15 protein-coding genes are annotated in these 21,867 nt (G+C 61.6%); 2 read left to right on the top strand and 13 right to left on the bottom strand.

What is annotated here, in order from left to right; all coding sequences use genetic code 11:
- Positions 1–53: 53 nt before the first annotated feature.
- Together tspO and AAEZ05_RS03400 are read right to left on the bottom strand one after the other, a co-directional pair.
- Positions 54–491: a tryptophan-rich sensory protein TspO gene (gene tspO, locus AAEZ05_RS03405; RefSeq protein ID WP_045059591.1), complete on the bottom strand. Its 438-nt coding sequence runs from the start codon at positions 489–491 to the stop codon at positions 54–56.
- Between the two features lie 121 nt (positions 492–612).
- Complete coding sequence (locus tag AAEZ05_RS03400; RefSeq protein WP_330218105.1) at positions 613–1,308, bottom strand: tRNA (adenine(22)-N(1))-methyltransferase; 696 nt, start codon at positions 1,306–1,308, stop codon at positions 613–615.
- 381 nt (positions 1,309–1,689) lie between these two features.
- Between AAEZ05_RS03400 and AAEZ05_RS03395 the strand changes: the two genes are divergently transcribed.
- A complete protein-coding gene (locus AAEZ05_RS03395; protein WP_350646625.1) occupies positions 1,690–4,494 on the top strand; it encodes an EAL domain-containing protein in 2,805 nt (934 codons plus the stop codon).
- 95 nt (positions 4,495–4,589) lie between these two features.
- Positions 4,590–5,927, top strand: coding sequence for an MFS transporter (locus tag AAEZ05_RS03390; RefSeq protein ID WP_350646624.1), 1,338 nt, complete (start codon positions 4,590–4,592; stop codon positions 5,925–5,927).
- Between the two features lie 54 nt (positions 5,928–5,981).
- Here the strand turns inward: AAEZ05_RS03390 and AAEZ05_RS03385 are convergent, their stop codons facing one another.
- From AAEZ05_RS03385 to AAEZ05_RS03335, 11 genes are all read right to left on the bottom strand, one after another.
- Positions 5,982–7,319 (bottom strand): MFS transporter, encoded by a 1,338-nt coding sequence (locus AAEZ05_RS03385; protein ID WP_350646623.1) that lies wholly within the window; start codon positions 7,317–7,319, stop codon positions 5,982–5,984.
- Positions 7,320–7,479: 160 nt separating this feature from the next.
- Positions 7,480–10,377 carry a bifunctional diguanylate cyclase/phosphodiesterase gene (locus AAEZ05_RS03380; RefSeq protein WP_350646622.1) on the bottom strand — a complete coding sequence of 966 codons (2,898 nt, stop codon included), beginning with the start codon at positions 10,375–10,377 and terminating at the stop codon, positions 7,480–7,482.
- A 186-nt stretch (positions 10,378–10,563) separates the two neighbouring features.
- The gene (locus AAEZ05_RS03375) at positions 10,564–12,213 is read right to left on the bottom strand and encodes an arylsulfatase (protein WP_350646621.1); all 1,650 of its coding nucleotides are present in this window, start codon (positions 12,211–12,213) and stop codon (positions 10,564–10,566) included.
- A gap of 46 nt (positions 12,214–12,259) precedes the next feature.
- The gene (locus AAEZ05_RS03370) at positions 12,260–13,042 is read right to left on the bottom strand and encodes a cyclase family protein (RefSeq protein WP_045059586.1); all 783 of its coding nucleotides are present in this window, start codon (positions 13,040–13,042) and stop codon (positions 12,260–12,262) included.
- Positions 13,032–14,021, bottom strand: coding sequence for an NAD-dependent epimerase/dehydratase family protein (locus AAEZ05_RS03365; protein WP_045059585.1), 990 nt, complete (start codon positions 14,019–14,021; stop codon positions 13,032–13,034). The genes AAEZ05_RS03370 and AAEZ05_RS03365 overlap by 11 nt, the downstream gene beginning before the upstream one ends.
- 10 nt (positions 14,022–14,031) lie before the next feature.
- Positions 14,032–15,015, bottom strand: coding sequence for a fumarylacetoacetate hydrolase family protein (locus AAEZ05_RS03360; protein WP_350646620.1), 984 nt, complete (start codon positions 15,013–15,015; stop codon positions 14,032–14,034).
- Positions 15,012–15,593, bottom strand: a complete 582-nt coding sequence (locus AAEZ05_RS03355) for a cupin domain-containing protein (RefSeq protein WP_350646619.1) — start codon at positions 15,591–15,593, stop codon at positions 15,012–15,014. The genes AAEZ05_RS03360 and AAEZ05_RS03355 overlap by 4 nt, the downstream gene beginning before the upstream one ends.
- A gap of 13 nt (positions 15,594–15,606) precedes the next feature.
- Positions 15,607–16,866, bottom strand: a complete 1,260-nt coding sequence (locus AAEZ05_RS03350; protein WP_350646618.1) for an MFS transporter — start codon at positions 16,864–16,866, stop codon at positions 15,607–15,609.
- On the bottom strand, positions 16,856–19,318 hold the full coding sequence (locus AAEZ05_RS03345; protein ID WP_350646617.1) for an efflux RND transporter permease subunit: 2,463 nt from the start codon (positions 19,316–19,318) through the stop codon (positions 16,856–16,858). Before AAEZ05_RS03345 ends, AAEZ05_RS03350 begins: the two co-directional genes overlap by 11 nt.
- 4 nt (positions 19,319–19,322) lie before the next feature.
- Positions 19,323–20,417 (bottom strand): WD40/YVTN/BNR-like repeat-containing protein, encoded by a 1,095-nt coding sequence (locus tag AAEZ05_RS03340; protein ID WP_350646616.1) that lies wholly within the window; start codon positions 20,415–20,417, stop codon positions 19,323–19,325.
- Positions 20,418–20,478: 61 nt separating this feature from the next.
- A complete protein-coding gene (locus AAEZ05_RS03335) occupies positions 20,479–21,867 on the bottom strand; it encodes a DUF1329 domain-containing protein (RefSeq protein ID WP_350646615.1) in 1,389 nt (462 codons plus the stop codon).

Here is a 21,867-nt window from a genome sequence, read left to right as displayed (position 1 = left end):
CACAGCGACGAACCGTTACGGTTAGCGTAACGATTCACCGCTGAACCAGGCACTCAGTTGTGGCGCAGTATCGAAAAGTTCAGCGCACTGGCTACGCACAGCCAGATGAGATACGGAAACAGAATCAAGCCGGTGATTAGGTCAAGGCGCAAAGCCAGCACGACCATCGCCGCGACCACCAGCCACAGCAGCGAGATGATCACCATCCCGGCGAAGATCCGGTGGGCGCCAAAGAACACCGGAGTCCAAAGCGTATTCAAGGCAATTTGTGCCGCCCACAGGGCCAGTACCACCTGGCTTCCGGGCATCAGGCTCAAGCGATACCCCGCCCAGGCGAGCAACAGATAGATAATCGACCAGGCCACAGGAAACAGCCATTTTGGCGGCGTGAAGCTGGGTTTATTGAGTTCTTCGTACCATTGCCCGGGTTTGAAAATGATCCCGGTGCTCGCCGCAGCACCGCAGGCTATGAGAAATATTAGAAAGGTCATCATCTGTCCTTAGCTGAGGCCAGCTATCTGGTTTGGAAAAGCCGTGACGGCAGTCTCAGGGTTGGACAACCCGGGGAAGCGAAAAAGTCTGCGGGGGGCAATTGTTTTTCACCGGCCTGGCTCACCCCAGCAACGCGGTGATCCACCGGGCCTGACGGGCCAGGTCTTGCACCTTGTGCTCCGCGACGCCCTTGCGCGCCATGGCGAAGCTGCCCAGGGTCTTGTGCTTTTGCTGTAGCAGACGCTGCCACTTGGCCAGGAACAACGGGCTGCGGGCCTGCATCTGCAGCGGGCCGAAGTACAACTCCTGGGCAGAATACTGCACCGGTACATCCCGTTCGGCCACGATGATTTCGTAATAGAAGCGGTTTTCCTGCAGCAGCTCCTCGCAGAGGATGCGGTAACCGTTGTCCATCAGCCATTGGCGCAATGGCGGCTCGCCGCCGTTGGGTTGCAGGATCAGGCGCTCGTGACCGCCGAGGTGCGCCTTGCCGTCTTCGAGAATGTCGCGAATGGTCTCGCCGCCCATGCCGCAGATGCTGATGGCCGTAATCCCGTCACCCGGCTCGATCGCTGCCAGGCCATTGGCCAGGCGCACGGTGATGTGCTGATCCAGATCACTTTCACGCACGGTGCGCTCAGCCGAGAGGAACGGCGTCAGCGCCACCTCACCCGCGACCGCGGCCGCAATCACCCCACGGCGCATCAAGGCCACCGGCAGGTAGCCGTGATCCGAGCCGATATCCGCCAGGCGCGCCCCGGCCGGCACTTGCGCCGCAACGCGCTCAAGACGCATGGACAGTGTATGTTGGTTCAACTGCGGTTCCTTCTTGCACGGGTATCCGGGCCGTAGCCGGATCGGGATGCGATTGTGTCGGCCAATGGTATGGATTTCAATAAGCGGCGGTCGTCGGATCAGTGGAACCACTGAAGAGTCAAATTCATCCAACATCGATATGCATAATCGCCACCGGTTTACGCCGTTCGATTTCAATGATGACTTTCAGGGATTGACGCTTTGAGAAGAACCCGAGCTGGCACGGCGAACGACACAAGTGATGGCCCGGTTACTGCCCAACCACGATCGTGGCGGACATTCGCACTGCCAGGCAGCATTTTCCTGACCGGAGTCGTCCTCTCCGTCACCCTTGGCACCCTGGATTCACGAGAAGAATCCCAGGCGGCGAGAGCCCAGGTAATGTCCACGCTGGCCAATATCAGGGCGCACCTTGAGAGCGAAGTGCGCTCAACGTTTGATGTGACTGAAGGCATTGGCCAGCTGGTGAGAGTAGATGGTGAAATTTCATCTGCTCATTTCGACGGAATGGCCCGGCAGGCGATTTCATCCCAGCCGCATATTCGCCACATTGCGCTGGCGCCTGACGACGTCGTGCGCAATATCTTTCCGCTGGAAGGAAACCGCAAAGTCCTGGGGCTGGACTATCGCAAGATTCCTGAGCAATACCGGGCGATCGAACGATCTCGCGAACAAAAAGAAGCGCTTTTGGCTGGGCCCGTACATTTGGTTCAGGGCGGCCTGGAATTTATCCATCGTCGACCCGTTTTCATCAGCCACTCTGGCGGCGAAGAAACTTACTGGGGCAATGCTTCAGTCGTCGCAGATGTGCTTCAACTGCTCACTGCCAGCGGTATCGTTGACAATAAAAACTTGCAACTGGCCCTTCGCGGAGAAGATGGAACAGGTGCAAGCGGCGCGATGATCTACGGTGCGCCTGAAATATTCGAGGGTGACGCAGTCACCACGTTAGTTGATGTTCCAGGTGGCCAATGGGAGCTCGCGGCGCTGCCGCAGCAGGGCTGGCCGGCGAGTTCCCTGTTCAAATCGCCGCTGTTTCTGGTGGCCCTCACCTGCACCGGCTTGTTCACCTTTTTCGCCGCGCAACTGAGCAAGAGCCATCTGCTGGTTCGCCAACGCCATGCTCAATTAGCCCACGAGGTTGAAGAACGGCGGACGCAGAAAGCCCTGTTGCTCGACATCGTCGACAACGCCCCATCACTCATTTACGTCTACGACACTGAGGGCAAACTTCGACTGTGCAACCGCATGTTCGAACAAGCTGCTGGTCTTACTTTCGAGGAAATGGAGGGCAAAACCCGCGAAAGTTATCTGCCCTTTATCGAGGCCAAAACCCTGCGCGAAAACGACCAACACGTGATTTCGAGCGGCGGCAGTTTACGTTTTGAGGATCAGGTCAAAAAACAGGGTATGACGCGCACCTACCTGACGACCAAGTGCATTTTGAAAGGGCCAAGTGGGCAGGCTTCAGGGGTGTTGGGGATTTCCACCGACATCACCGAAATCAAACAACGCACCGATCAGCTGCGTCTTGCGGGAATCGTTCTGGACAACACCGCTGACGGTGTGATCATCACCAATGCACGCGGACATATACTCTCGGTCAACGCAGCCTACATGAAGATTTCAGGCTTCAGTGCCGAGGAGTCCATAGGCTTGAAGCCGAACATACTCATCACTGACAAGCAAGACAACGCCTTTTACCGGCAGATTCTCAAAAGCCTGAAGACCAGCGGTTTGTGGCGCGGCGAGCTATGGAACCGGCGAAAAAACGGCGAGCTTTTTCCGGAATGGCTGACCATCAACGCTGTTTACAATGAAGATGGCAACGTCAATAACTACGTTGCGGTCTTTTCGGACATTTCAGCGATCAACCAATCGCAATCCGATCTGGAGCGAATGTCCCATTACGACCCGGTGACCGCCCTGCCCAATCGAGCCTTGTTCAATGAACGGCTGCAGCATTCCCTCGATTTGTCGCTGAGCTATAACCAGTTCCTGGCAGTGGTGGTGCTGGATCTTGATGGCTTTAAAACAGTGAATGACAGCCTGGGTCACTCCCTTGGTGACCTGCTTCTGCAACTGGCATCGTCCAGGTTCCTGGCGTGTGTGCGTTCCGAGGACACGGTGTCCCGTCTGGGAGGTGATGAGTTTGCGCTGATACTGAACAATCTTGCCCACCCCACCGACGCCATCATCGTTGCAAAAAAACTCCTGGTATCACTTCAGGAACCCTTCGATTTAAAAGGCACTTCCACCTTGGTGACGGCAAGCATCGGCATATCAGTGGCGCCCCACGACGCCGAGACGCCTGAGCAATTACTCAGGCAAGCGGATACGGCCATGTACGGCGCCAAGGAGGGGGGACGCAACGACTACCGTTTTTACCAGCCTGAAATGACCTTGCGAGCCCAGGAAAGACTCAATGGCGAGCGCTTCTTGAGGCGTGCAGTGCTCAACCATGAATTTGAAGTGTGGTATCAACCAAAAATCAACCTGCTGGACAATACAGTTGCAGGAGCCGAGGCGCTCGTTCGCTGGCGCGATCCTTTACAGGGCCTGATTTTCCCCGGCGAATTCATACCTTTGGCGGAAAACACCGGTTTGATCATTCAGATCGGCGAGCAAGTGATCGAAATGGTCTGCAGGGATATCAGGCGCTGGGCTGATCTGCAGATAGTGCACGGTGTCATCGCCATCAATGTGGCGCCTCTGCAAATCGACCGCAGCGATTTCGTCGAAACCCTCAAAAGTGCCTTGCGAGCCTTCGACTTGCCCGCGCATGTGCTGGAGGTAGAAGTTACTGAAAGCCTGATGATGGCCAGTCCCGAGCATTCCAGGGAAGTCCTCGGCACGTTGCAAGGACTTGGCGTAACCACTTCCATCGACGACTTTGGCACAGGCTACTCATCGCTGGCGTACCTCAAGCTCTTACCCATTGACCATCTGAAAATCGATCGCAGCTTTATTTCCGATCTACCCAACGATTCGCGCGATGTGGCGATCACCAAAACCATCGTGGAATTGGGGCATGCCCTGGGCTTCAAGATCATTGCCGAAGGCGTGGAAACCGAAGCGCAACACAGCTTTCTCAAGCAGACAGGCTGCGATCAGGCACAGGGGTACCTGTATGGCCGGCCAATGCCTGCCGCAGATTATGAGGCCTGGCTGAATGGACGACAGTAGTCGGTCCTGAATACGTCAACGACACTTTTGAGCTGAGACGTTTCAGCCGTTGCCCGGATAATCGCAGGCTAACGGATGAAACGTCGAGGTTCAGCATGACAAGCGCCGCCGCAGAGCAGGTCAGCCCGAAGACCCTGAGAAAAGTGATAGTCGCCGCCGCTATCGGCAATTTTGTCGAGTGGTTTGATTTTGCCGTCTACGGCTTTCTGGCAACGACCATCGCCCAGCAATTTTTCCCCAGTGGCGATGCGAGCGTCGCACTGCTGAAAACCTTCGCCGTGTTCGCCGTGGCCTTTGCGTTTCGGCCCCTGGGCGGGATTTTCTTTGGCATGCTGGGGGACCGGATTGGGCGCAAGCGCACCCTGGCGATGACAATCCTGCTGATGGCCGGCGCGACGACCCTGATCGGTTTGTTACCCACGTACGCGGCGATTGGTGTCATGGCCCCGGTGCTGTTGAGCCTGATCCGCTGCGCCCAAGGGTTTTCCGCCGGCGGTGAGTATGCGGGTGCCTGCGCCTATCTGATGGAGCATGCGCCTGATGACAGACGGGCCTGGTATGGCAGTTTCATTCCGGTGTCGACCTTCGCGGCGTTCGCCTCGGCGGCGGTGGTGGCTTACGCGCTCGAAGCGTCCTTGTCCGCTGAAGCCATGGGCAGTTGGGGCTGGCGCCTGCCGTTCCTGATTGCCGCGCCACTGGGGCTGGTAGGCCTGTATCTGCGCTGGAGGCTGGATGAAACGCCGGCTTTCCAGGCCGTGACCCAACAGCATGCGGTGGCACACTCCCCGCTCAGGGACACGTTTCGCGACCACGGCAAAGCCATCTGCTGCCTGGGCGCCTTCATCTCGCTGACGGCCCTGTCGTTCTACATGTTCACCACCTATTTTGCGACGTACCTGCAAGTTGCCGGCGGCCTGAGTCGGGCAACAGCGTTGCTGGTGTCGCTGATCGCCCTGATTTTTGCCGCGCTGATTTGCCCGCTGGCCGGGTTGTACTCAGACCGGGTGGGGCGACGGATGACCGTAGCGAGCGCCTGCGTGCTGTTGATTGTGGTGGTGTACCCGGCGTTTCTGATGGCCAGTTCCGGGTCGTTTGCCGCGTCTATCCTGGGCGTGTTGCTGCTGGCGATTGGCGCAGTCTTGTGCAACGTGGTCACCGCGGCATTGCTCTCGGAAACCTTCCCGACCCGCACTCGCTACACCGCGTCGGCGATCACCTACAACATGGCCTACACCCTGTTCGGCGGCACCGCGCCGCTGATGGCGACCTGGCTGATCAGCACCACCGGCAGCAATCTCTCGCCGGCGTTCTACCTGATCGCCATTGCCTTGCTGGCGCTCGCCGGCGGCCTGGCCCTGCGCGAGACTTCAAGGATTTCGCTGCATGATGTGCCAGCGAATGAGAAGACGTCCACCCTGATTGCGCCCGCTTGAGGTTGGCCACACCGCAGGTTGCCGAGCGCGAGGTACGGTGTGGCAGACACGCCTTCAGTGTACTGACAGGGGTCGCCCCTGCACCGTATCGGCTTGCGGGCGAATGATCATCAAGCCGGCTGCGGCAATCACCAACGGCACTGCCAACGCCAGGTAATAACCGGAAGGCCCTCCGTGTTCGAGAAACCAGCCACCGCTTGCCGAGCCGATGATCGCGCCCACCCGGCCCAAGGCAATTGCCCAGCCGGTCGCCGTTGCTCGCAATGCCGTGGGGTAGGCCTGGGCAACCATGTAGTTCAATACGATCTGCTGCCCGCCGATGCCCAGGCCTGCGCAGCCGGCAAGGATGAATACCAGAGTCCAGTTGCTGGCGCTATTGGCCAGCCCCAGGCACAGCACAATGCCGAAGACAAACAGCATCAGGAGCAGTAGCCGGGTGTTGATCTTCGGCAGAATGATCGACAACGGTATGGCGCAAACAACAAACACCGCGTTGACCGCGACGGTCCCCATGGGCGCCTGGTCGGCTGGCAGCCCGGTGGCTTTGAGCACGGTAGGTAACCAAGACAGGAACATGAACCAGGCAATCCAGTTAAACAGGTAGATTGTCCATATCCCCAGGGTATTGCGCGCTAGCCCGCTGGCGAACAGCGAGGTGACACGGGTTTTCACGTCCATTTCCGGAACACTGTAAGTCGTGTCCGCAGCCGGTTGACGCCCGGTGATTTTCCCCACGATGCGGTTGATTTTCCCCCGACTGCCATCTGCCCGACGCCGTGTCAGGAAATACAGCGACTCCGGCAGTGCGAACAGCAACACCACCAGCAATATCAGCGGCACAATACCGCCAACTGCAAAAATGCCCTGCCAGCCGATCGAGGGCAGCATTTTCGCAGCCAGCAAACCTCCCAGAATGGCACCTGCAGGCAGGCCCAGCAGCACGGTGGTCATGATCGTGCCGCGATGCCTGGCACTCCCGTACTCGGCCGCGAGCGACAGGACGACGGGCGTCGCTCCGCCCATTCCCAGACCTGCGATAAATCGCAGCAGTAGAATCTGCTCAGTGGTCTGGGCGAACGCGGTGGCCAGGGAGGCGACACCAAACAAGGCGACTGAACCGATGATGGTCGGCCGGCGACCAAATTTATCGCCCATCAGCCCCAATCCCATGGCACCCAGCACCATGCCGACGATGCCTGCGGTCAGGATCGGCGCCAACGCGCCCGCGCTAAGGCCAAAAGCCTGGATGATGGTGGGTCCGGTAAATGCAATCGCCTGGGTGTCGAACCCGTCGAGAATGGCGACGAAAAAACACAAGGCAAAGACTCGCCATTGGAAGGGGCTGAGGCGATGGCTGTCGATTAGGTCGGGAATCGAATAGTGAGTGCTCATGGCGGTTCCAATCGAAGGGCATTTTTATAGTTTTTTTCGCGCAAGCAGAGCCTGCCGAATCACAGGCTAAGTCGCCGTGCGGCCAGGGTCTAATATCGATTGGGTGGCGTTCGATACCTGCCAGGTATGGCACGCCAGCAGGTTTGTCTTAGAAACGGCCCTACACACTGACCGGCAGTGTCTCCAGCAGCGCCTCCAAACTCATCGGTTTGGCAAAATAATACCCCTGGGCTTGCGTCGCTCCCATTTCGCGCAGCAAGTCCAGCGTCGCCTGGTCCTCGACGCCTTCGGCCACCACGCTCAGGTCCAGCGATTCGGCCATGCGCACAATCGCCCGCACGATCGCCCGGCTGCGCGGGCTGGAGGTGAGTTCGAGGATGAACGACTTATCAATCTTCAAGCCGCTGAATCGGTACTGGTGCACATAGCTCAGGGAGGAGAAACCGGCGCCGAAGTCATCGAGCACCACCGACATGCCGTTGTCGGCCAATTGCTGCATGGTCAGTCGGGCTATCGCCGGCTCCGCCACCAGCGCGCCTTCGGTCAGCTCCAGGCAGATGCGCGAAGGCGCGACCTGGTGGCGGGCCAGCAGGGCCAGGACATCACTGGCGAATTCCGGACGCGTCATGCTGTAGCTGGAGCAGTTAACGTGCACCGGCGGCCAGTTGGCGTGCTCCGGTTGGGCGAGGATCACCGCAATGCAATTGAGCATGTACAGGTCCAGGCGACCGATCAGGCGCAAGCCCTCGACATCCGGCAGGAACTCGCCCGGCCCGATTACCCGGCCCCCAGGCTGATGCCAGCGAATCAGCGCTTCAAGCGCCAGCAGTTCGCCGGTTGCGACGCTGACGATCGGCTGGAAATACGGCAGCAACTCATCGGTGCGCTTGAGCGCGTTGCGTAGCGCCCCTTCGCGCTCGACCTGGTCCGAGACTTCACGGCGCACTTCCTGGTTGAACACCGCAAAGCTGTCGCGCCCGGCACTCTTGACCCGGTACATAGCCGCATCGGCATCGCGCAGCAAGTCCGCCGGCTCGTGATGGAACTGACTGTCGGCGCTGACGATACCGATGCTGCAGGATGAAAACACCTCAAGGCCGTTGATGAAAAACGGCAGGTCGAACGCCACCAGGATCCGCTCGGCGATGTCGATCACCACTTCCAGCGGCGCGTCCGGTGCCAGCACCGAAAACTCGTCGCCGCCCAGGCGCGCCAGCAGGTCAGTTTCCCGCAGGCAACCCCGCAGGCGTTGCGCGGCCTGCATCAACAGCAGGTCGCCGAAGTGATGGCCGAGGCTGTCATTGACCATCTTGAACCGGTCGAGGTCGATGAACATCACCGCCAGATGCCCGCCTTCGCTGCCGAACCGCGACCAGGCCACGCCAAGACGCTGCTGCAGGCAAGTACGGTTGGGCAGCCCGGTCAGCGCGTCGTGCAGGTTCTCGTGCTGCAGCTTGGCATTGGCGTGATCAAGCTCACGGGTACGGTTCTGTACCCGGGCTTCAAGCTTGAGGTTGGCGGCATGGATCGCCTCGGCTGCCGTACGACGCGACAACGCCGTGTCGATATGCCGCGAGACGAACGTCAGCAGCTCCTGATCGCGCAGGGTATAGCGCACCTGCGAGGTATAGCTTTGCACCGCGAGCACACCCCGTACCACATCGCCATCGAACAACGGAATACCGAGCCACGAGTAGGAACGCATATGCGCCTCGGCGAGTTCGGTTTCATGGGTGGCGGACAGGCGCTCGGCCTCGGCCGAATCCACCAGGCATGGTCGCCGCTGGCGGATCACATACTCGGTCAAGCCCCGGCGCCCACGGCGTGCCAGCGGGCGGGTGGTCTGGCGCTCATCGACATAATAGGGAAAGGTGACTTCGCCGTTGGCGTCGTCGAACAGTGCGATGTAGAAGTTGTGGGCGAACAGCAGCTCACCGACGATGCCATGCAAGGTCTCGAACAGCTCGGTCATGTCCCCCGGCCGGCTCGACAGTTCGGCGATCTGGAACAGCGCGCTCTGCAGGTGTTCGGCGCGTTCGCGATCCGCCACTTCCTGGCGCAGCGCGTCGTTGAGTGCCGACAGCTCAAGGGTCCGGCGCATCACCGTCGCTTCCAGGTCCTCACGGTGCAGAATGCGGTCCAGCGCCATGGCCACGTGACGGGCCACCACCAGGAACAGCGCGCGGTCCTCAGCGCTGTAGGTGCGGGACACCTCGTAGACCTGCATGGCCAGCATGCCGAACACTTCATCAGAGGCATTTTTCAGCGGCGCGCCCATCCAGAACTCCGGACGGTCTCCCACGCAGTAGAAGCGACCTTCCTCCTGGGCCGCGAGCATGCCGGCCGCGTCGATCAGCAGCGGCTGGCCACTGGTCAACACTTGCCCGGTCAACGACAGGTGCGCGGGGTCCAGGTACTCGTAGTGTTCAGCCTCCACGGCATCCACATCGATGATGTCGACGTAGTACGGGTAGTCGATCTTGCCCGTGTGCGGGTCGTACAGCGCGAGATAGAAGTTCTCGGCGTCGATCAGGCTGGCCAGCAGCCGGTGCACCCCCACCAGGAACACGAAGCGGTCGCGGGTCGAACTGGCCAGGTAGGTGATTTCATAGAGCACTCGCTGGGTAATCTGCGCGCGCGCCAGGGTGTTGGTCTGCACCTCGGTGCCCAGGCGCTGGGCAAACTCGTCCAGCGTCGGGTCGGCGGCATCATCCTGGGGCGCCAGTACCCACCCCAGCACCGTTTCGCCCCGGCCGGTTGACCAGCGGTGCAGGCGCCTGTTCAGGCAGAACGCTTCGAAGTCTTCGTTGGCAACGATGGCCGGCCAATGTTCCTGCGGCTCGCCCTGCCCGACCAGATGCAGTTGCTCGCCGGCGCGGTAAACCGCCCAATGGCGGGTGTGGGCAGCGCTGCGCGCCGAATCGAGCAGTCGTTCTATCGCGTCATGCCCGCCCGCCGGAGCCCGGCTGAGCGGGTCTGCGGGGCGTGGCGGCTGAGCGGCATCGGCTGCGCGTTCGCTCGATGGCTGCGGGGAGCCGTGCAACGGATCAAAACTCATTAACGCTCCCTGGGCCAGAAACCTGGCGATACCCACCTACGGATTGCGAACAACGTGCCGGCGAGCATCCCGTTTAAGGCGTTTAGGAGTTTTTTTCAACCGATTTATTCGCTTTGCGCTCAAGTTCGACCTTTCCCGGTCCTGGAAGTACTCCAGCGCTTCAACCCAGCGACGAATCTTTCGCCACTATCGCGGTGCGAATACGACTCCCACGCGCTCGGCATACTGCAACCAGGCCGCCTTCAGACGCTGCACCGTCTCGGGTTGGCTGGCCGCCAGGTCCGTGGTTTCGCCGCGATCCTTAGCCACATCGAACAGTTGCCATTGCGGTGGTAGCCGGTTGTCGCCGAAACCTGCCTGGGGCCGCATACCCAATAACTTCAAGTTGCCTTCGCGGTAGTAAGCATTGCCGAACAGTTCGCCTGCCAGGTTATCGTTGAGGTGAGGGCTGCCCTTGCCCGCGAGCATGGGCACCAGTGACTTGCCAGTGATCGGATGCCTGCTCGCCTCTGCCTGCTCCGGCAGCGCGATGCCCGCCAGCGCCAGGAAGGTCGGCGCCAGGTCGTCCACCCGCGCCACACCGCGCTCGATTCCCTGGCGGGCCAGGCCCTTGGGCAACTGGACAATTGCCGGAACACTGATGCCTCCTTCGGCGGTGGTGCCTTTGAACAGGTGAAACGGAGCGGCACTGACTTCAGCCCAACGCAGGCCGTAGTCAATCTGCGAGCCCGGCTGCCCCAGGTTGGCGAAGCTGTTATCGGTGTGCGCTCCAGGCGGATAAAACTGCGCGTGATTCTCCGCTGCCGCGCCGTTGTCGGACATGAACACGATCAGGGTGTTGTCGTACTGGCCGCTTTGACGCAGGTATTGCACCAGGCGACCAATGTTGTGATCGAGGTTATCGACCATGGCGGCGTAGATTTCCATCTTGCGCGCTTCGACCTTCTGTTGTTCCGGGGTCAACTGGTCCCACCCCGGCAGCTTCGGGTTGACCGGTAGCGGCGGTGCTGGCTGGACCTCACTGGCGAGCACACCGAGTTTTTTCATACGCTCCAGACGCGACAGGCGGACACTGTCGTAGCCTTGGTCAAAACGTCCGCGGTATTTGTCCAGGTACTCTTTAGGCGCTTGCAACGGCCAGTGTGGCGCGGTGTAGGCGGCGTAGGCGAAAAACGGCTTGCCGTCCTTCTGGCTGTTTTGCAGGTAGCTGATCAGCTTGTCGGTGTAGAAGTCCGTGGAATAGAAGTTCGCCGGCAGCTCCACTGGCTGGCCATTTTCACGGTAATGCACCTGCTCGATTTTGCCTGGGTTGGTCGTCGCAGGCTTGAAGTGCGTCGCGCCGCCCTCCAACAAGGTGAAAGATTGCTCGAAGCCGCGCTGGTCCGGGCCCTGATCCGCTTCCAGACCCAGGTGCCATTTGCCGACCATCAGCGTGTTGTAGCCGCCGGTCTTGAGCAATTCGGCAACCGAATACGCCCGCTGGTTCAGGTAGCCCTCGTAGCCTGGCTTGCCCCGTTGGAACGGTTGCAGGGCTTCGGCCATGGTACCGAGCCCGGCCAGGTGGTTATCGGTGCCCGACATGAGCATGGAGCGCGTGATCGAACAGGTCGGCGCGGCGTACATGCTGGTGAACTGCAGGCCTTGACTGGCCAACTGATCCAGCGTCGGGGTCTGGATATCGCCGCCATAACTGCCCAGGTCGGAATAACCCAGGTCGTCGGCCAGAATCAGCAGGATATTGGGTTGCCTTGCCTCACCCGTGGCCGCCATGGCCAGGCCGCTACCCAGTGACAGCGCGCAAAAAAGTGCCGCCGGCGGCATCCGCAAAAGACCCATAAATCCTCTCTTATCGTGTTTGACCAACGTTGATTGATACCGCGGCTTACTCTTCGAAAATCGCCACCGCCCGCACGAATCCTGCCGAGGCGTGCCGGATCTTGTAGGGGAAGCAAGACACCACAAAACCCTTGTTCGGCAGGGTTTCCAGGTTGGCGAGTTTTTCCATTTGCCCGTAACCGATGTCTCGCCCGGCCTTGTGCCCTTCCCAGATGATGGCCGCGTCGCCGTCGGCTGCGAAGCGCTCGCGAGTGTATTTGAACGGCGCATCCCAGCTCCAGGCATCGGTGCCGACCACCCGCACTCCGCGCTCCAGCAAATACAAGGTGGCCTCGCGCCCCATGCCGATGCCGGCATCCAGGTAACCCGGCTGGCCGAACAGTGCACCGGCGCGGGTATTGACCAGCACGATATCCAGCGGCTGCAGCAAGTGCTCAATGCGCGCCAGTTCGGCGGCGACCTCGTCGGCCGTCACCACATGCCCATCGGCCATGTGCCGAAAGTCCAGCTTCACACCCGGTTGCAGGCACCAGTCCAGGGGTAATTCGTCGATGCCAAATGCCGGTTGGCCGCCATCGGTGGTGGATGCGTAATGCCAGGGCGCATCCATGTGCGTGCCGCTGTGCGTGGTGATTTGCAGGCGCTCTGCCGCCCAGGATTCGTTGCCGGGCATCTGCTCCAGTTGCAATCCGGGGAACATGGCAGCCATTTCCGGCCAACCCTGTTGATGGTCCATGTAGTCGATCCTGGGCAATAGCGGAGGCGGATCGGTGTAGGGATTGTTGTCGAGGGTGACCGACAGGTCGACGAGGCGACGTTCAGGCTTCATGAAGGGTCTCTCCGGTGAGCGGTAAGTGCCTGGGAGGCGCTGGATTGAGGGAATTGCGAATGAGCGCTGCTGCGTTGCCGTCATGGTTGAAACCGGCAGCACGGGCGAGCGGGGTTTTCAGCGGCGGCAGGCGCCCGAATAAAGCTTCCAGCCGGGCGTCGGCGGCGTAGGAAACAAGTTCGCGGCGTTCTTGCCCATAACTGGCCGCCAGGGCGTCAACCACCTGGGCGATGGACAGGTGCAACACCGGTAACTGCCACACCCGCTGACTCAGCAACGGGCCATCGATTTCGGCCGCGTGGATCAGGTTGTTCACGCAACAACGGGCCGACATCCACCAGGCCGTCGCCTCGGGCGATACCGGACACTCGTAGGCTGCACCGTCGGCAAATGCGCGCAGCAGATCGCTCATGAACGCCGAGCGCAAACCGTTGGGCTCCCGCGGGCGCGCCACGATTCCGGGCAGGCGCAGCACCCGACCGTCCACTTCGCCACGCCGGCCGAGGTCGCTGACCACACGCTCGACCATCGCCTTATGCGTGCCGTAGGACAATTGCGGGCGCAACTCGGCCTGCTCGTTCATCTTTGCCGGCAAATGGCCGCCGTACACCGCGACACTGCTGGCATACACCAGCACCGGCGGCACGGCCTTGTTGCGCAGCTGGTTGAGCAACTCCAGACTCGCCAGCAGGTTGACCTGATAGCCCAACTCGTACTGATCTTCCGCCGCCCCACCCGGAATGCTCGCCAGGTGAAACACCACATCGATGCCGTCGGCCAGCACACGGCGGATCAACGCCGCTTGCGTGATACTGCCGACATGACGGCGCAGCCGCGAATCATCCGGCAAGCCCTGCAGATCGGTATCCAGCACCAACAGGGAACGGATGACCCGCCCCCGCAGACTGCCCCGCGCCAGCAGGCAACGCACCAGCTCGCGGCCGACGAAGCCATTGGCTCCGGTAATCAACACACGCATATGGCGCTCCTCAACCCTGGGCTTCAATGACGCGCTGGTCGATCGCACCGAACAACGACTGACCTTCACTTCCCAGGACGTCCATGCGCACGCGGTCACCAAAGCGCATGAAGCCGGTTCGCGCAGCGCCGTGCTCGATCATCTCGATCGCGCGACGCTCGGCAATGCAGGCCGAACCGGCACTGCGCTCGGCATTGGATACCGTCCCCGAGCCGATCAGCGTGCCGGCGCGCAGCCGTCGAGTGAGTGCGGCATGGGCGATCAACTCGCCGAAGTTGAAGTTCATCTGTCCGCCGTGGGGGTGGCCAAACCACTGGCCGTTCCACAGCACGTGCAGCGGCAGCTGTACGCGACCCTCGCACCAGGCCTCACCCAGCTCGTCCGGGGTAATGGCCAGTGGCGCGAAGCTGGAGGACGGCTTGGCCTGCAGAAAGCCGAAACCAGTGCGCATTTCCCGTGGGGCCAGGGCCCGCAGGCTGACATCGTTGATCTGCAGAATCAGCTTTACATGCGTAAGCGCCTGACCCGCCCCGCACCCCATCGGCACATCGTCCACCAGCACCACAAACTCGCCTTCGAAGTCGATACCCTGGCTCTCGCTCGGCAACGGAATATCGTCGCGCCCGCCAATGAAATCGTCACCGGCCCCCTGGTACATCAGGGGCGTGCGGTCGGCGCCGTCGATGGGCTCGAGGTTGAACGCCTTCTGCATCAGCTCGCCGTGGCTCAGGAACGCCGAGCCGTCGCACCACTGGTAGGCGCGGGGCAGCGGCGCCATGGCCTGGGCGGGGTCGAAGGCGACCGCGGTACTGCGTTCACCTTGCTCAAGCTGACGGGCCAGCGCCTGCAGGCGGGGTTCGACGCTGTCCCAGTTCTCCATGGCCTGCTGCAAGGTGTGCGCGACGCAGCTGGCGTCCAGTGCCCATTGGTGATCCTGCGAGACCACAACCAGTTGCCCGTCGCGGCTGCCGTTTTTCAGGGTGGCGAGTCTCATGCAGAAGCCTCCGGGCCGTTGCGCAGTTCTGCAGCGAAGCGCCCGTCAAGAAGAATGAAGACCATGCGAGCCATGGCGTTGGTACGGTTGCTCCAGGCGTGGTTGGTGCCTCGTTGCACCACGACATCGCCGCGCTTGAGGTGCACTTCTTCCTCGTCCAGCACCAGCCACACCTCCCCCTCGGTCACGATGCCGTAGTCGAGGGTTTCGGTGCGGTGCATCAGTTTGTGCCGGGCATTGGCCTGGCCAGTGCCTGCGTGGGACTCACCGATTTCGGCAAACACTGCCGCCGCGTTTTCATCGCTGACCTGGTTCTGCACGCTGTCCGGCGGGATGTCTACCACGCGGATCACGCTGCCGTGCGGGTCGGGACTCAGTTGCAGCGGCTTGCTCGTGGGGTCGTCGGCGTTATCCAGCAACGCCGGGCTGGCGCTGCTGTTCCACAGTTCATGAAACACCGTGCCGGGCACGGCCAGCAGCGGGAAGACACTGGGCGTAGGCCCGTTGCTGACCACGATGGCCTGGCCGTCTGCTGCGTGGCCGGTGACCACGCGTTTGAAGTGGGGAAGCGCTTGCATGGAAAATCCTCGTTCAATGGCCGTTGCCAATGGTGTTGCGCACGTCCGCGTTGGCGCTGGCCAACAGGCCACCCAACCTGGGCACCGCCAGGCAAAACAGCGCGATCAGAATCTGCAGCCAACCGACGATGGCCAGTGCCAGGGGTAACGCTGAGCTGTCGCCAGCGGTAATGCCCAGCACCGCCAACGGGCTGATGAATTCACCGGCGAAAATTGCCGCGGTAAAACAGCCGGCCGCGCGGCCACGTTGATCAAACCCGACCTGGGCCATGATCCAGGTGATGAGGGTGGGCAGCATCAGGCCGATTCCCAGGCCATTGACCAGCACCGCCACCACCACCTGCGCATGGCTGCCGGCGTTCGCCATCAGCAAGCCGCCGACACCCGCCAGCACATAGGCAATCAGCAGCAAATGCTGGCTGCGCACGCCGCTGAATAAACGAAAGCTCAGCGCACCGACCAGTACGCCCAGCTGATTGGCGCCCATGGTCATGCCGATTTGCTGCGGGGCGTCGACGTGCAGCAGGTTGAGCAGATACCCGGCCTGTACCGGTACGATAAACAGGCTGAGACCGGCCAGCAGCGCCAGGGCATACATGGGCGTGAGGGCACGCCATGGGAACTTGCCCGGGACGATGCTCGCCTGGGCTTGCTCGGTGCGCGCCAGGGGTTGGGCTTGAGCTTGGGGCTCCCAGAGTTTCCACGCCATCAACGGCAGAAAGATCAAGCCCACGGCATACAGCGCGAATGGGGTGCGCCAATCGTTCTGCCCGAGGAAGCCACCCAGGGCGATAAACACCGCAGCGGACAGCGACGTGGCGACCATCTGCAAGGCAAACAGGCGCTCGCGCCTGGCCCCGCTGTAGTAGTCGCCCATCAGCGTGGTGCAGCAGGTCATGATGCCCGCTTCGGCCAGGCCGATACCGGCGCGACTGGCCACAATGGCGGGCAACGACTCGAGCCACAGCGGCAGCACCCCGCATATCACGTACAGCGCCATACTGACCAACAGCAGTGGCTTGCGCCCCAGGCGGTCAGCGAGCAGGCCGGCAAACGGTGCCAACAGGGCGATCATCAGCGCCGGCAACGTCAGCACGATCGGCACCATGACAGCGCTGCCCGCCACGTCGGCAAAGTGCGCCTGCATGCGCGGCAGCACCGGGGCCAGCAACACCGCCCCCAATACGGGCAGGCAGCTGCCCAGCAGCAGGAGCAAGGATTGCGGCAAGCCGGCGTGCCGAGGGCTGTTGGAGACACAATGTTCAGCGACCATGGCAAGGCTCCTCGGCGCGCAGGTGATTAACGTCAGCCACTGGAAGTTTCGCGGCGCTCTTACTCACCGGCACGCCAGCTGTGGCCGCAGCGCTGCGCGCGGGCAACAGGAAGTACGCCAGCGCCGGCAACAACACCAGGGCCCCCACCATGTTCCAGACAAACATGAAGGCCAACAGCACGCCCATGTCGGCCTGGAACTTGATCGGGGAAAAAATCCAGGTGGCCACGCCAATGGCCAGGGTGATACCGGTCAACATCACCACCTTGCCGGTGGAAACCAGTGCCCGGTAATAGGCTTCGGACAAGCTCGCGCCCTGGCGCAGGTGACCCAGCAGAATGCTCATCACATACAACGCGTAGTCCACGCCAATGCCGACACCCAAGGCGATCACAGGCAACGTGGCGACCTTGACGCCGATGTTCAGCCAGACCATCAACGCCTCGCAGAGAATCGAGGTCACCATCAACGGGATCACCGCGCACACCGTCGCACGCCAGGAGCGGAAGGTAATCAGGCACAACACGATCACCGCGCCGTACACCCAGAACAGCATTTCGCGATTGGCCTGCTTGACCACGATATTGGTGGCGGCCTCGATGCCGGCGTTACCTGCGGCCAGCAGGAACTGCACCTCATCGGTGTTATTGGCGGCGGCAAATGCCTCCACATGCTCAACCAGGCGCGTGAGCGTCTCCGCCTTGTGGTCGGTGAGGTAGGCATACAGGGTCAGCAGGCTGCAGTCTTCGTTGTACAGGCCACGGGGCGCGCTGGCGGTGATCATGTTGAGCATCGCCTGGTTGTTCTGCAGCTCATACCACTTCGGGCTGCCTTCACTCAGGCCCACCAGCATGCGGCGGTTGAGCAAGGCCAGCGAGTTGGTCGAATCCACCCCTGGCAACGCGCGCAATTGCCAGTCCAGGGCATCGACCTTGGCGAGGATGTCGTAGCGCGCACATTGGCCGGCGGGCGTTTTCACCATGACTGCAAACAGATCACTGCTGGCGCCGTAGTGCCGGGTGAGAAAGGCGTCGTCCTGGTTGTACCGCGAGTCGGCCCGCAGCTCCGGCGCACCTGCATCAAGGTCGCCAATCTTCAGCTGCAGGCTGACCAGAAAACCCACTGCTGCCAGGGCCAGGCTGATGGCGATGCACAGGGTCGCCCAGCGGCGCCGGGTGAACAGGTCGAGAAAGCGCCAGAAGGCATGGCGACGCTGGCCAGCCTGTTCGGCTTGTTCACTTTTGAGGCTCAGCTGCGCCGCCCGGGGCGTGACGCCGACATACGACAGCAACACCGGTAGCAGGATCAGGTTGGTGAAGATCAGCACGGCCACGCCGATGCTGGCGATTACCGCCAGGTCCTGGATGACCTGGATCTTGATCAGCATCAGCACCGCAAACCCCACCGCATCGCACAGCAGCGCGGTCAGCCCTGCCAGGAACAGGCGTCGAAAGGTGAACCGCGCCGCCACCACCCGGTGCATGCCGCGGCCGATGTCCTGCATGATCCCGTTCATTTTCTGCGCGCCATGGCTCATGCCGATGGCGAACACCAGAAACGGCACCAGCACCGAGTAAGGGTCCAACTGGTAGTTCAGCAGCGGCAGCAAGCCTAGCTGCCAGACCACCGCCACCAGGGAGCACAACACCACCAGCAAGGTGCTGCGCAGGCAGCGGGTGTACCAGAACAACACGGCAGTGGTGATGAGGATGGCGACGGCAAAGAACAGCAAAATCTGCTTCAGGCCGGCAATCAGGTCGCCGACTTTTTTCGCGAAACCGGTGATATGGATGTCGATGCTATCGCTTTGGTAAGTGCTGCGCAGCGACTCCAGCTGCTCGGACAGGGTCGAGTAATTGAGCGCCTGACCGTCGCTGGTGTTGGCCAACAAGGGCACGTAAATGATGCTGGAGGTCTGGTCCAGGGCCACCAGTTGCCCCAGTTCATTGGAGCGCTGCACGTTGCGCCGCAGTGCTTCAAGGTTGGCTTGCGTGCCACTGTAGTCATCAGGAATCACTGGCCCGCCATCCAGGCCGTCCTCAGTGACCGCCACCCAGCGAGTGGCCGGCGTCCATAAGGACTTCATGTACGCACGGTCGACACCTGGCAGCAGGTAGAGCTTGTCGCTCAAGGCCTGCAGGGTCTTGAGGTACTCGGCGTTGTAGATATCGCCCTGACGGTTGGCCACGACGATGCGCAGCGCATTGCCCAGGCCACTGAGCTGTTTCTGGTGCTCAAGGTAATTGGCAATGTACGGCTGCTCGGTCGGGATCATTTTTTCGAAGCTGGCGTTCAACTCGATACGCGTGGCCTGATAACCCAAGACCAGCGTGGTGACCACACACACCAGCAGCACCCACAACCGATGGTTGAACAAGGCGCGTTCCACCATCGAGCCGGAGCGCGGATCGAAATTCGCCAGGCTTGCCGTGGCGTTGTCGAAAGACTTCATAACCTCACTCCGAAGCAATGGCAGATGGTGGCGATACGCGAGTCAAACCGGTGAAACCTGCCAGCACCAGGCTGCCGTCAGCAGCCTGGACCACGCTGGCGACCGGTTTGCCCAGTGGCTTGCCATAAGGCACCAGCGGCGCACCTGGCCGGGCACCGGTGCGAAACAGCGCGCCGCCCTGATTCACCAGCAGCAACTGGCCATCGGCGGTGCGAATCGCATCGCTGAAAGAAACCGGCATTGGCGCGGGCGCAGGTTGGAAGCTGTCGCCGAAGTCGGTCGAGATGAACGCGTTACCCTTGAGCCCGGCCGCCAGCGCAGTGCCGTCCTGGCTGATTTGCAGGGCGAAAAAACTCCCGGGGTACGGGCTGTCCAGGGCGGCGAAGGTGTTGCCGCCATCGTCCGAGCGCGCCAGGTAACCCTGCTCCCCGGCGATCAGCCAGCGCTCGCCCTGGCGTGCAATGGCGTAGAGGTGCGCGCCCATCGGATTGTCGATGTGGCCGACCAGCGACTGCCAGCTGCGCCCACCGTCACGAGTCGCAAAAGCCAGGCCATAGGCGCCGACGATCACGACGTGCTGTTGATCGACGACATTGAGGGCCAGGAACGGTTTGTCCGGCCCGTCACTCACCAGGCGTTCTGCCGTTTGCACTCTTGCAGCAGCGGCGTCCTGGTCGGTTGCACCGGGCAGGTCGTCGCGGGCCGCTCGCACCTCAAGTTGCGCGGCACGGCGCCCGTCCAGTTGCACCGCCCAGTGCTCGCCACCGTCATGGGAAACCAGCACGACACCGGCATGCCCTACCGCCCAGCCGTTACTGGTATCGGCGAACTGCACCGCCGTGAGGCTCACCGAGACCGGTACTTCGGCCTGACGCCAGCTGCCGCCGTTGTCATCGGAAAGCAGCACGATGCCCCGCTCGCCGACCGCCACCAGGCGCTCGCCCGCCCGGGCCAGGTCCAACAGCACGGCGTGCTGTGCCTGGGGCGAACGCATCGCCGGGGTGCTCAAGGTGTCGCCCACCGTAGCGGCCTGCACCTGGCCCAACGGACACAGACACGGCAGCGCCAGAAGGCACATCAACCTACCGATTCTATTCATCACTGACCTCGAAAAACCTGTGAACCGGATCACGGTTGACCCCACCGTGATCCGGTCTGACTCAGCGAACCCCGGCACCCGCCATTGCCGCTGGCGAAAACTCCGAAGCCTTGTAGCGATCCACCAAGCCGTACTGTTGCGGCAGGCCGGTGTAGACGTTCTGGATGAACCAGGCGCCGGAGGTCAGGTCGTAGAAACCCGAGGACAGTTGCGCCTGCGCCGGCAAATCCGGGAGCACGGCGGGCAGCGACCAAAGCGTCTTGGCCAGTTGGCCATTGGCGTCCCAGCGATCGCCCAGCATCGCTTGCCAGGTGTCTTCATCGAGGTAATAGCGGCCCTTGGGCAACTGGTGACGCTTGCCCGGTGCCAGATCGGCTTCAACCACCCACACCCGGTGCAGTTCCCAGCGCACGAAGTCGGGGTTCATGTGGTGAGCAAGAAACAGGTCCTCCGGTTTGGCTGCGGTTTGTACCTTGTTGGTGTTGTAGGGGATGTACATCTCCTGCTTGCCCACCAGCTTCCAGTCAAAACGGTCCATGCGGCCCTGGAACACGCTCAGTTCGTCGAACGACATGACCCCGGCAGTCGCCGGTGTCGGCGTATCGCAGCAGGCATTGGGCAGCTTGCGCACCCGACGCTGGCCCGTCAGGTAGACGTGGGCCTGGGACTTGTCGCCGTTGATGTTGGTGCGCCCCATGATTTGCTCGCCGGCACGCAACGGTGGCCCGACGTTGAGCAGGCGAAACAGCCAATAGTCGCCGGCGAAAGTTTCAGGCGAACCGTCCTGGTAGTAGTACGGCATCTCCTGGATCGCCTGGCCGTCGGTGGTCATCACCTGCTTGCCGTCGGCGGTCATCAGGTAGTGACGAAAATGCATCGACAACGAGGTGCCGCGCCAGTTGAGCAAGTGGTTCCACATGGCCTCTGCGCCGTTGTGTGGCACAGGGAACGGGATGCCGCCAAAAGCGCCTTCAGGCACCGGCCCGGCGCTGCTCTGTACCAGCTTGGCGCGGGTCGCATTTTTCAGCGTGTTGTCATACACCCACTGCGGGGCTGCTGCCGACCGGCGAGTCGGGTAGACGTCGACGCGATAGGTGTCGGGGAAACGCTTGAACATTTCCTTGGTGCCGTCGGTGAGCTTGCCGGCGTATTGCGCAAGGTTCTTGGAGGTGATGCTGAACACCGGTTTGTCCGCGGCAAAGGGATCGCTGCGTTTACCACCGGGTTTGTACGAAGGATCGACCTTGGTGTAACCGCCGTCCCAGGCCGGAATGGTGCCATCGGCGTTGCCGGCCCGTTCTGCACCCATGGGCGTCAGGGTCGTGCCCAATTTGGCCGCTTCATCGGCCGTGGCGGCCACGGCGCACTGGCTGCAGATAGCCAGGCTGCCAAGCAGCGCGAAACACAGGGCCTTGAGCTTGAATGCCGGATTGTTTTTGTTGGAGGTCAT

Source organism: Pseudomonas sp. HY13-MNA-CIBAN-0226 (assembly GCF_040310305.1).
Classification (GTDB): domain Bacteria; phylum Pseudomonadota; class Gammaproteobacteria; order Pseudomonadales; family Pseudomonadaceae; genus Aquipseudomonas; species Aquipseudomonas gregormendelii.
The sequence above is the reverse complement of the archived record's forward strand: the minus strand, read 5'-3'. Positions and strand labels throughout refer to the sequence as shown.